This window comes from Paracoccus sp. DMF, from assembly GCF_004407025.1.
Classification (GTDB): Bacteria; Pseudomonadota; Alphaproteobacteria; order Rhodobacterales; family Rhodobacteraceae; genus Paracoccus; species Paracoccus aminovorans_B.
This window is the reverse complement of the sequence record NZ_SOKV02000005.1, coordinates 1-11,022: the sequence shown is the minus strand read 5'-3', so window position 1 is coordinate 11,022 and position 11,022 is coordinate 1. Positions and strand designations below refer to the sequence as shown.

General features: G+C 68.1%; 13 protein-coding genes and 1 tRNA gene. 11 read left to right on the top strand and 3 right to left on the bottom strand.

All coding sequences use genetic code 11. The annotated features are described in order from the left end of the window. Positions 1-10: 10 nt before the first annotated feature. Genes E3D03_RS04020 through E3D03_RS04000 form a run of 5 tightly spaced genes read left to right on the top strand, consistent with a single transcriptional unit; the run spans position 11 to position 3,642 of the window. Positions 11-883: an MBL fold metallo-hydrolase gene (locus E3D03_RS04020; RefSeq protein ID WP_263565915.1), complete on the top strand. Its 873-nt coding sequence runs from the start codon at positions 11-13 to the stop codon at positions 881-883. A 12-nt stretch (positions 884-895) separates the two neighbouring features. Continuing rightward, entirely contained in the window at positions 896-1,099 is a 204-nt protein-coding gene (locus tag E3D03_RS04015) for a DUF2892 domain-containing protein (protein ID WP_263565914.1), read from the top strand. Then, positions 1,096-1,515: a YeeE/YedE family protein gene (locus E3D03_RS04010; RefSeq protein ID WP_062561207.1), complete on the top strand. Its 420-nt coding sequence runs from the start codon at positions 1,096-1,098 to the stop codon at positions 1,513-1,515. Before E3D03_RS04015 ends, E3D03_RS04010 begins: the two co-directional genes overlap by 4 nt. A gap of 1 nt (position 1,516) precedes the next feature. Then, on the top strand, positions 1,517-1,924 hold the full coding sequence (locus tag E3D03_RS04005; protein WP_263565913.1) for a DUF6691 family protein: 408 nt from the start codon (positions 1,517-1,519) through the stop codon (positions 1,922-1,924). After that, positions 1,921-3,642: a SulP family inorganic anion transporter gene (locus tag E3D03_RS04000; RefSeq protein WP_263565912.1), complete on the top strand. Its 1,722-nt coding sequence runs from the start codon at positions 1,921-1,923 to the stop codon at positions 3,640-3,642. The genes E3D03_RS04005 and E3D03_RS04000 overlap by 4 nt, the downstream gene beginning before the upstream one ends. Here the strand turns inward: E3D03_RS04000 and E3D03_RS03995 are convergent. Further along, complete coding sequence (locus tag E3D03_RS03995) at positions 3,621-3,959, bottom strand: ArsR/SmtB family transcription factor (RefSeq protein WP_263565911.1); 339 nt, start codon at positions 3,957-3,959, stop codon at positions 3,621-3,623. The genes E3D03_RS04000 and E3D03_RS03995 overlap by 22 nt on opposite strands. A 105-nt stretch (positions 3,960-4,064) precedes the next feature. Between E3D03_RS03995 and E3D03_RS03990 the strand changes: the two genes are divergently transcribed. The 6 genes from E3D03_RS03990 to E3D03_RS03965 all read left to right on the top strand — a co-directional run bounded on the left by E3D03_RS03990 (position 4,065) and on the right by E3D03_RS03965 (position 9,631). Further along, the gene (locus E3D03_RS03990) at positions 4,065-5,039 is read left to right on the top strand and encodes a glutathione S-transferase family protein (protein WP_263565910.1); all 975 of its coding nucleotides are present in this window, start codon (positions 4,065-4,067) and stop codon (positions 5,037-5,039) included. Positions 5,040-5,207: 168 nt separating this feature from the next. Further along, positions 5,208-6,053, top strand: coding sequence for an iron uptake transporter permease EfeU (efeU, locus tag E3D03_RS03985; RefSeq protein ID WP_263565909.1), 846 nt, complete (start codon positions 5,208-5,210; stop codon positions 6,051-6,053). A 23-nt stretch (positions 6,054-6,076) separates the two neighbouring features. Further along, on the top strand, positions 6,077-7,207 hold the full coding sequence (efeO, locus tag E3D03_RS03980; RefSeq protein ID WP_263565908.1) for an iron uptake system protein EfeO: 1,131 nt from the start codon (positions 6,077-6,079) through the stop codon (positions 7,205-7,207). Position 7,208: 1 nt separating this feature from the next. Further along, positions 7,209-8,498: an iron uptake transporter deferrochelatase/peroxidase subunit gene (gene efeB, locus E3D03_RS03975; RefSeq protein WP_263565907.1), complete on the top strand. Its 1,290-nt coding sequence runs from the start codon at positions 7,209-7,211 to the stop codon at positions 8,496-8,498. A gap of 40 nt (positions 8,499-8,538) precedes the next feature. Beyond that, positions 8,539-9,363 carry an iron uptake system protein EfeO gene (gene efeO, locus E3D03_RS03970; protein WP_263565906.1) on the top strand — a complete coding sequence of 275 codons (825 nt, stop codon included), beginning with the start codon at positions 8,539-8,541 and terminating at the stop codon, positions 9,361-9,363. 192 nt (positions 9,364-9,555) lie between these two features. After that, positions 9,556-9,631, top strand: a tRNA-Ala gene (locus E3D03_RS03965). Positions 9,632-9,914: 283 nt separating this feature from the next. Here E3D03_RS03965 and E3D03_RS03960 read toward each other — a convergent pair. Together E3D03_RS03960 and E3D03_RS03955 are read right to left on the bottom strand one after the other, a co-directional pair. Beyond that, positions 9,915-10,106: a hypothetical protein gene (locus E3D03_RS03960; RefSeq protein WP_263565905.1), complete on the bottom strand. Its 192-nt coding sequence runs from the start codon at positions 10,104-10,106 to the stop codon at positions 9,915-9,917. Positions 10,107-10,311: 205 nt separating this feature from the next. Next, a protein-coding gene (locus tag E3D03_RS03955; protein WP_263565904.1) for an IS5 family transposase occupies positions 10,312-11,022 on the bottom strand; the annotation gives its coding sequence in 2 pieces (ribosomal slippage) (positions 10,312-10,733 and positions 10,733-11,022; 712 coding nt annotated over the 2 pieces). This gene is flagged as partial in the annotation.

The window sequence follows — 11,022 nt, the reverse complement described above, 5'->3', positions numbered from 1 at the left end:
AGGTTTTCCCATGAATGCGCATCCGGAAGTGACAGGGTTCTACGAGGCGCGGACCGGCTCGGTGCAATATGTGGTGGCCGACCCCGCGACCGGGGATTGCGCGATCATCGACCCGGTTCTGGACTATGACGAGAAATCCGGCGCCACCGCCACCATCGAGGCGGACCGCATCCTGAACTTCATCGCCGACAAGGGCTATCGGGTGCAGTGGATCCTGGACACCCATCCCCATGCCGACCATTTCTCGGCCGCCGACTATCTGCGCCGCAAGACCGGCGCGCCGGCCGCCATCGGCGAGAAGGTGGTCGAGGTGCAGAAGCTGTGGAACGGCTTCTACAACCGCGAGATGCCCGCCGACGGCAGCCAGTGGGACCGGCTTTTCGCCGAGGGCGACACCTTCAGCGTCGGGACCATCCCCGCCCGGGTCATGTTCTCGCCCGGCCATACGCTCGCCTCGGTCACCTATGTCATCGGCGACGCGGCCTTCGTGCATGACACGCTGTTCATGCCCGACAGTGGCACGGCGCGGGCCGATTTCCCCGGCGGCAATGCGGCGGTGCTGTGGCGCTCGATCCAGGCCATTCTGGCCCTGCCGGACGACACCCGCATCTTCACCGGCCACGACTATTGTCCGGGCGGGCGGCCGCCGCGCTGGGAATCGACCGTGGCCGAGCAGAAGCGCCAGAACCCGCATGTCGCCGGCATGGACGAGGCCGGCTTCGTCGCCACGCGCGAGGCGCGCGACAAGACCCTGCCGATGCCCAAGCTGATCCTGCACGCCTTGCAGGTGAACACCAATGCCGGCCGGCTGCCCGAGCCGGAATCGAATGGCCGGCGCTATCTGAAAATCCCGCTCGACCTGCTCGACGCGGCCTGGGACTGAGGAGAGACGAGGATGAAGACGAATATCGGCGGTATCGACCGCAGCCTGCGCATCGCCCTTGGCGGCGCGCTGATCCTGCTGGGCCTGCTCGCGGGGCTGACCGGGCTGGCGAAATGGGCGGCGCTGGTCGTCGGCGCCGTGCTGGTGCTGACCGCGCTGGCGCGGCTCTGCCCGGCCTATGCGCTGTTCGGCATCAGCACCTGCGGGCGGCGGTGACGGATTTCACGCCCCTGCACTCGGCGCTGGGGGGCGCGCTGATCGGGCTGGCCGCCGTCCTGCTGATGGCGGCGCTGGGGCGGGTCGCCGGCATGACCGGCATCCTGTCCGGCGCCATCTTCGAGCGCGGGCGCGGCTGGCGGCTGGCCTTCCTGCTGGGCGCCGTGGCGGCCCCGGCCCTGATGCGGGCGGCGGGCGTCGAGATTGCCTTCGACAGCCCGGTGCCGCAGCCCTGGCTGGTGGTCGGCGGATTGCTGGTCGGGATCGGCGTCAGCTATGGCGGCGGCTGCACCTCGGGGCATGGCGTCTGCGGCAATGCCCGGCTGTCGCCGCGGTCGCTGGTGGCCACCGGCTGCTTCATGGCGGCGGCCTTCGCCACCGTCTTCGTCATCCGCCACCTGATCGGAGGGTTCTAGGATGCCGATCCTCGCCGCCCTGCTGTCCGGGCTGGTCTTTGGCGCCGGCATCGCGATTGCCGGCATGATCAACCCGGCCAAGGTGCTGAATTTCTTCGACCTCGCCGGGGCCTGGGATCCGTCGCTGGCCTTTGTCATGGCCGGCGCGCTGCTGGTCACGTTCATCGGCTACCGGCTGGCGCTGCGCCGCCCGCGCCCGGCTCTCGCGCCCGCCTTCCAGCTGCCGGCGCGGCGCGATCTCGACCGCGGGCTGGTCGGCGGCTCGATCCTGTTCGGCATCGGCTGGGGCATCGCCGGCTTCTGTCCCGGAGGCGCGATCCCCGCGCTGGGGCTGGGTCAGCCCGACGCGGTGATCTTCGTCGCGGCGATGCTGGCGGGCATCGCGCTGGCGCGGGTCCTGCGCGGATGAGACTGCCGGCGCTGGACTGGGCGCGGGGCTATGACGGGGCCACGCTGTCCTCGGACCTGCTGGCGGCGGCGATCGTGACCATCATGCTGATCCCGCAGAGCCTGGCCTATGCCATGCTGGCGAACCTGCCGCCCGAGGTCGGGCTTTACGCCTCGATCCTGCCGCTGGTCGCCTATGCCGGCTTCGGCACCTCGCGGGTGCTGGCGGTCGGGCCGGTGGCGGTGGTGTCGCTGATGACCGCCTCGGCCATCGGGCCGGTGGTGGCGCAGGGGCTGGCCGGCCCGCTGGTCGCGGCGGCGGCGCTGGCGCTGATCTCGGGCGCGATGCTGCTGGCAGCGGGTCTGTTCCGGCTGGGGTTCCTGGCGAATTTCCTGAGCCATCCGGTGATTTCCGGCTTCATCACCGCCTCGGGCATCCTGATCGCCGCCGGGCAGGTGAAGCATCTGCTGGGCATCCAGGCCGCCGGCACCACGCTGGTCGAGATCCTGCCCGCGTTGCTGGCCGGGGCCCACCAGGCGAACGGCTGGACGCTGGCGATCGGCTTCGGCGCGCTGGCCTTCCTTTACGCGGCGCGGCGTTGGGGGCGGCCGGGCCTGGCCGCGCTTGGCCTGCCGGCGCGGCTGGCCGACATGCTGGCACGGTCAGCGCCGATCCTGGCCATCGCGGGCGCGGTCCTGCTGGTCAGGGCTTTCGACCTGGGCGCGCGCGGCGTGGCGCTGGTCGGCGCCATCCCGCAGGGCTTGCCGACGCCCGCCCTGCCCGCCCTGTCGCTGGAACTGCTGGCCGCGCTGGCGCCGGCGGCGGCGCTGATCTCGGTCGTGGGCTTCGTCGAGTCGGTCTCGGTCGGGCAGACGCTGGCGGCGCGCAGGCGCCAGCGCATCGCCCCGGACCAGGAGCTGATCGGCCTCGGCGCGGCCAATCTCGCCGCCGGGCTCGGCGGCGGCTATCCGGTGACCGGGGGCTTTGCCCGCTCGGTGGTGAACGACGATGCCGGCGCGCGGACCCCGGCGGCGGGGATCTTCACCGCCATCGGCATCGCCGGCGCGGCGCTGTTCCTGACGCCGCTTCTGGCCGACCTGCCGCAGGCGGTGCTGGCCGCGACCATCATCCTGGCGGTGCTGTCGCTGGTCGATCTGCGCGCCATCGCCCGCACCCATGCCTATTCCCGCCGCGATTTCGCCGCCATGGCCGCGACCATCCTGGTCACGCTGCTGGTGGGGGTCGAGCAGGGCATCAGCGCCGGCGTCATCCTGTCGCTGGTCATGCAGCTTTATCGCAGCGCGCGCCCGCATATGGCGGTGGTGGGCCAGGTGCCGGGCACCGAGCATTTCCGCAACATCGACCGCCACCGGGTCGAGACCTGCCCCGGCATCCTGTCGCTGCGCGTGGACGAAAGCCTGTATTTCGCCAATTCGCGCTTTCTCGAGGACCGCATCGCCGCGCTGGTGGCGGGCGATCCGCGCATTCGCCATGTCGTGCTGATGTGCCCCTCGGTCAGCGACATCGACGCCAGCGCCCTGGAAAGCCTGCAGGAGATCAACCGCCGGCTGGCCGAGGCCGGGGTCAAGTTCCACCTGTCCGAGGTCAAGGGCCCGGTCATGGACCGGCTGGGCCGCAGCGATTTCCTGCGCCACCTCTCGGGCCGAGTGTTCCTGTCGCAGCACGAGGCGACCTGCGCCCTGCGCGGCGACTGCGCTCAGGCGCAGAAGCTCTCATAAAGCACGGCCATCACCCGCCGCGCCGGCTCGCTTTCGATGCGATACCAGATCACCTGCCCGGCGCGCCGCCCGGCGATGATGCGGTCGCGGCGCAGAAGCGCCAGGTGCTGCGAGACGGTGGAATCGCGGATGCCCAGGAAGGCCGCAAGCTGGCCCACCGATTTCTCGCCCGAGCCCAGCGCGCAGAGGATCATCAGCCGGTGCGGATTGCCCAGCATCTTCAGGAACTCGCCGGCCTCGGCCGCCGCCTGGCGCATGGCCTCGGGGTCGATGCCTTCCGGCAGCGGCAGGGTCGGGGGCAGGGTCTGGGTGGTCATGGCTTCATACCTACAATATTTCGAAGATATCGTCAAGCCACGCCCCGGTTGCCGACGCGGCGCAGCGGGCTATGCTGGGGCGGCAGGCAGCAAGCGGGGGGCGGCATGGGACAATTGGTGGACGGCACCTGGCACGACGAATGGTATGACACCGAAAGCACCGGCGGGCGGTTCCAGCGCAGCGTGACCGCCTGGCGCAACTGGATCACCCCGGACGGCAGCCCCGGCCCGACCGGCGAGGGCGGCTTTGCCGCCGAAAGCGGGCGCTATCACCTCTATGTCTCCTATGCCTGCCCCTGGGCGCATCGCGCGCTGATCTTTCGCGCGCTGAAGGGGCTCGCGCCGCATATCGACGTCTCGGTCGTGCATCCCGACATGCTGTCCGAGGGCTGGACCTTCGGCACGGATTTCGCCGGCGCGACCGGGGACCGGCTGTTCGGCCTGCCCTTCCTGCGCGACATCTACCTGAGGGCCGACCCCAAGGCCTCGGGCCGGGTGACGGTGCCGGTGCTGTGGGACAAGGCGCGGGGCACCATCGTCAGCAACGAAAGCGCCGAGATCATCCGCATGCTGAACGGCGCCTTCGACGGCCTGACCGGCAATCGCGACGACTATTGCCCGGCCGATCTGCTGCCCCGCATCGACGCGCTCAATGCCCGCATCTACGACCGGGTGAACAACGGCGTCTACAAGGCCGGCTTCGCCACCTCGCAAGCCGCCTATGACGAGGCGGTGTTCCCGCTGTTCGAGACGCTGGACTGGCTGGACAACCACCTGGCCGAAAGCCGCTATCTGTGCGGCGACCGGCTGACCGAGGCGGATTGGCGGCTGTTCACCACCATGGTCCGGTTCGACCCGGTCTATCACACGCATTTCAAGTGCAATCGCAAATGGTTGCGGGAATATCCCAACCTCTGGGGCTGGACGCGCGAGCTGTATCAATGGCCCGGCGTGGCCGAGACGGTGCATTTCGACCATATCGTGCGGCACTATCACTATAGCCACGCCACGATAAACCCGCATCGCATCATCCCGATCAACCCGCTGATCGACTGGCAGCAGCCGCACGGGCGGGGCTGAGGCACGGCGTCGCGGAACTTTCCTAGCGTTTCGCTCTGGATTGACTTTGGCGATTTCCGTCTTAATGACTCGGGAAAACCGGGCCATGTCGGTCCGGTCCATTGCCGCCAAGCCCGCCCGACTGGCCCTGCCAGCGGACCCGCTGCGTGACAAAGCTGGAAAAGGCCGATGCTCGCACCATTCCTCATCATGCTGCGCGAGGGACTCGAGGCCGCGCTGATCGTCGGCATCATCGCCAGCTACCTGCGCCAGACCGGCCGCCGGCAATGGCTGCCGGCGATCTGGGTCGGCGTGTTCCTGGCGGTGGCGCTGTCGCTGTTCGCCGGCGCCGCGATCCAGCTGCTGGCCAGCGGCTTTCCGCAAAAGATGCAGGAGCTGTTCGAGGCGGTGATCGGCCTGATCGCCGTCTGCGTGCTGGTCGCCATGGTGTTCTGGATGCGCCGCGCCGCCCGCTCGATCAAGGCCGAGCTGCATGCCGGCATCGACGAGGCCTTGGCGCAGCAGGGCAGCGCCGGCACCTGGGCGCTGATCGGCATGGTGTTCCTGGCCGTCGCGCGCGAGGGGCTGGAGTCGGTGTTCTTCCTGCTGGCGATCTTCCAGCAAAGCCGGGACGGCGCGGCGCCGATCGGTGCGGCGCTTGGCGTGCTGGTCGCCGTGGGCGCCGGCTGGGGGCTTTACGCCGGCGCTTTGCGGCTGGACCTGCGCCGCTTCTTCCGCTGGACCGGCATCTTCATCCTGCTGGTCGCGGCGGGGCTTCTGTCCGGCTCGGTCAAGGCGCTGCACGAGGCGGGGCTGTGGAACGGCTTGCAGGACCGGGTCTATGACCTGGGCCGCGTGCTGCCCGAAACCAGCCCGCTGGGCACGGTGCTGTCGGGCCTTCTGGGCTATCGCGAGGCGCCCACGGTCGGCGAGGCGCTGGCCTGGGCGATCTTCCTGGCGGTGACGCTGTATCTTTTCCTCAGGCCGATGAACGGCGCCATGCCGGCCCGGCCGCAGACTGCGGGACGTAAATGAGTTCTCCGTCGAAAGGCCTTGCCTTGGCCATCCTGGGTGCGGCGGTGCTGGCCGTGGCCGGGGGCGCCGCCTTCTGGTATGCGACGCAGCAGAATGCCGGCAGCCAGACCGCCGCCGACCAGCTGGTCACCGTCGGCACCACCACCTGCGATCCGAACGCCATCACCGTCGCCGGCGGCCGGCGCAGCTTCGAGATCGTGAACGCCTCGGACCGTCCCATCGAATGGGAGATCCTGGACGGCGTCATGGTCGTGGCCGAGCGCGAGAACATCGCCCCGGGCTTCCGCGCCACGCTGGAGGTGCAGCTGCAACCGGGCGAATATGCCATCACCTGCGGGCTGCTCTCGAACCCGCGCGGCACGCTCAGCGTCACCGCCTCGGACGAGGCCAGCGCCGCCGCCTCCGAGGTGACGCTGCGCAAGTTCCTGGGGCCGCTGTCGGAATACCGGGTGTTCCTGGTCATGCAGGGCAATGCCGCCGTGAAGGCCGCCGAAACCCTGCGCGAGGCCATCGCGGCGGGCGATGTCAAGGCCGCGCAAGCCGCCTGGCGCGAGGCGCGCCTGCCCTATCGCCGCATCGAGCCCTTGGCCTATCGCTTCTCGGATCTCGAGGACCGTATCGACCCGCGCGCCGCCTATCTGGAAAAGCGCGAGCAGGATCCGGGTTTCACCGGCTATCACCGCCTGGAATACGGGCTTTTCGCGCAAGACAGCACCGAGGGGCTGCTGCCCGTCGCCGACGCGCTGCTGGCCGACCTGAAGGAACTGGCGCAGCGGCTGAAACAGGCGCCGCTGGACCCGGGCCTGCTGATCGAGATGCCGGGCGCCAGCGCCTTGCAGATGGCCCAGGCCCAGGTGCCTCAGGGCGAAAACCTCTATGCCGGCAACGACCTGCAGGATTTCTCGGCCGGGGTCGAGGGCATCGGCAAGCTGGCCGGCCTGCTGCGGCAGGTCGTGGCCGGCGTCGATCCGTCGCTGGACACGGTCATCGGCCAGGACCTGGACGCGCTGGACGCCCGGCTGGACGCGCTGCGCGACAAGGGCTTTGCCAGCTACGGCGACGTGCCCAAGCCCGAGCGCGAGGCGCTTTCCACCGACCTGACCCGGCTCTCGGAATCGCTGGGCCGGCTGCAAGCCGCCATCGGGATCAACTGACATGGACGACCACCGCACCCTGCCTCGCCGCGCCTTGCTGAAGGCGCTGGCCCTTGGCGCGGCGGCGGGCGCGCTGCCCGCCCTGCCCGCCCGCGCCCAGCAGCCCGAACAGGCCCGCAACGTCGATGCTGCGCCGCACGGCCATGCGGAATCGGCCAAGCAGAGCGTGCCCTTCCACGGCCCGCACCAGGCCGGCATCACCACGCCGCGACCGGCGAACGGCATCGTCGCGGCCTTCGACCTGGTGCTGGGCTCGCTCGACGATTTCGAGCGCATGCTGCGGCTTCTGACCGAGCGTGCCGCATTCCTGACCGCCGGCGGTGTCGTGCCGCAGCGCGACCCCAAGCTGCCGCCGGCCGATTCCGGCCTGCTGGGCCCGGTGATCTCGCCCGACAACCTGACCATCACCGTGGCGCTGGGCGACAGCCTGTTCCAGAACCAGCCCTGGCTCGCGGGCCTGAAGCCGGCGCGGCTGCAACGCATGGTGCAGTTCCGCAACGACGCGCTGGACCCGGCGCTGTGCCACGGTGACATGTCGATCCAGTTCTGCGCCAACCTGCAGGACACCTGCCTTTACGCCCTGCGCGACATCCTGAAGAACCTGTCGGAATTCGTGGTGCTGCGCTGGATGGTCGAGGGCTCGGTCCCGCCCGAACTGCCGGGGCCGGACGGCACCACCCCCAGCGCGCGCAATTTCCTGGGCTTCCGCGACGGCTCGGCCAATCCCGACGCCACCGACGCGGCGGCGATGGATCGCATCGTCTGGACCGGCGGCGAGGACGAGCCGCAATGGGCGCATGGCGGCAGCTACCAGGCGGTGCGCATCATCCGCAACCTGGTCGAGCGCTGGGACCGCACCCCGCTACGCGAACAGGAGCGGATCTTCGGCCGCATGAAGGACAATGGCGCGCCGCTGGACGCGCCCGAGGCCGGCGAGCGCCATACCCCCGACTATGCCGCCGATCCCGAGGGCACGGCCACGCCGCACAGCGCCCATATCCGGCTGGCCAATCCGCGCACGCCCGACAGCCAGAAGCACCTGATGCTGCGCCGGCCCTTCAACTATTCGCGCGGCGCGCTGAAGAACGGCCAGCTGGACCAGGGCCTGCTGTTCATCGCCTGGCAGGCCGATCTGCAGGCCGGCTTCATCGCCGTGCAGGAAAAGCTGAACGGCGAGCCGCTGGAGGAATACATCAAGCCGATCGGCGGCGGCTATTTCTTCGCCCTGCCCGGCGTGCAGCCGGGGGACTATCTCGGCTCGGCCCTTGTCACCGCAGCCAGGCGGAGTTGATCCGCCCAGCCGTCACCTTGCATCAACGGGAGATCTGAACATGCTTGCAAGATATCTGAGGAGCACGGCGCTGGCGCTGGCCCTGACCGGCTGGGGCGGCGTCGCCCTTGCCGCCGACCCGTCGCTGGACCTGGTCGCGCCGCTGGCCGACTACAAGATCTATGTCGCGGAAAACACGGCGAAACTGGTCGAGGACACCAAGGCTTTCACCGCGGCCGTCAAGGCCGGCGACGTCGAGAAGGCCAAGTCGCTGTTCGCGCCCACCCGCATGAGCTATGAGCGCATCGAGCCGATCGCCGAGCTGTTCTCGGACCTCGACGTGTCGATCGACGCCCGCGCCGACGATTTCGAGAAGGCCGAGGCGGACGACGCCTTCAGCGGCTTCCACCGCATCGAACACGGGCTCTGGGAAAAGGGCTCGACCGAGGGTCTGGAGGGCTATGCCGACAAGCTGCTGGCCGACGTGACCGACCTCGACGCCCGCATCAACGGCCTGACCTTCCCGCCCGAGGTGGTGGTGGGCGGCGCGGCCGTGCTGATGGAGGAAGTCGCCGCGACCAAGATCTCGGGCGAGGAAGACCGCTATTCGCACACCGACCTGTGGGATTTCGACGCGAACTTCGAGGGCTCGCAAAAGATCTACGAACTGCTGCGCCCGCTGATCGCCGAGAAGGAGGCCGATTTCGTCGCCAAGGTCGACGGCAATTTCAAGGCTGTGGACGAGGTTCTGGTGAAATACCAGAAGGACGGCGGCTATGTCTCCTACGAGGAGCTGACCGACGCCGACCGCAACCTGCTCTCGACCAAGGTGAACACGCTGGCCGAGGACCTGTCGACGCTGCGCGGCAAGCTGGGCCTAGGCTGATCGCCCGGCGGAGGCGCGCCCGCCGCGCCTCCAGCGCCTGTGGGGGCGCCTGAAAAAGCGTTGCTTTTCAGTTGGAAGCGAGGGTTTTCGGATTTTTTCCGCCGCGGGGTGTTTTTCCGCTTGCACCCCTTCGGCGGCCCTTCTATACGACCCCTCACACGGGCGACGGAGACGCCGCCCGAGACCTCCGGTGGGGCCATAGCTCAGTTGGTAGAGCGCTTGAATGGCATTCAAGAGGTCAGGGGTTCGACTCCCCTTGGCTCCACCAATGCAATCTGGAAAGATGAATATTTCCCGGCACATGGGTTGATGGCGTCTTTGGCATTCCCCCAGCTTTTCCCCCAATAATATTTGGAAGTTGCCGGATCAGGGTGCATGTCGTCGGACTTCGCCGGGTCATTTCCGAAAATCTCCAATTCCGTCATATCTTGCGCGCGCCTCCCCGCGCCGGTCCCCGCCAAAGGGCCAAAGTTCTGGACCACCCCCCGGTGCCCCGGCCTGATCCGCGACCAGCCCGAGGCGCAAATCCGTCACCGTGTCGGATTTCAGCTTCATGAGAACGGCCCAGACTGCCTGATGCGAAGATGCCTGTCCTCGTCCTTCTGGCCCCCTGCGGAATGCCGGTCGATCCAGCGCCATGCTTGCGCGTTGTTCTCACAAACGGCCAGCACATCACCGCCCGCCGTCTGCACCTCATGCTTACCATCCGGTCGGGCCACGACTTGAAGCGCATCCTCACGCATCTGCGGCCACCTGTATGGCAGACCATTCGGCTAGCGCGTGGTCGATGCAAAGCCGGGCCAGCTTGAGCCGGGCGGCGTTCACCTCGCAATAGCGCGGCTGGCGGCGGCGCTTCCTCGCACCCGTCACCAGCCTGCCCGTGAACAGCAATAGTTCATCGGTCGGGATCAGTGGCACCAGATCGGCTAGGCTCCAGACTCATTAACTTTAGAGCCAGAAGAGGACTGTTGCGGCGAGTGCTATGGCCGAGAGGAAGACGATGGGGCATCTGTCGTATCTGGTCGCAACCCGCCGCCAATCTTTGAGCCTGCCGAACATGATCTCGATACGGTTGCGGCGCTTGTAGCGGCGTTTGTCGTGCCTGATGACTTTCTTCCTGCCCTTCCGACCGGGGATGCATGCCCTTATCCCCTTGTCTTTCAACGCATCTCTGAACCATTCGGCATCATAGCCCCGGTCGGCCAGCATCCATTCTGCCTGCGGCAGGCTACTCAGCATGGCGGCAGCCCCGGTGTAATCGCTGACAGGACCTGCCGTGACAAACATGCGGATCGGACGGCCCTGGGCATCGGCAACGGCGTGAAGCTTCGTGTTCATCCCACCCTTTGTGCGACCGATCAGCCTGCCACGCCCCCTTTTTTCACCCGCAGGCTGGAGGCCGTGCGATGGGCTTTCAGATAGGTTGCATCAATCATGATCGTCTTCTCGTCAGCCGCCTCGGCGGCCAGGCCGGTCATGATGCGGGTGAACACACCCATCCGGCTCCAGCGCTTCCATCGGTTGTAGAGGGTCTTTGGTGGCCCGTATTCCCGGGGCGCGTCACACCAGCGCAAGCCATTGCGATTGATGAAGATTATGCCGCTCAAGACGCGGCGATCATCGACACGCGGCTTGCCATGGCTCTTGGGAAAGAAGGGC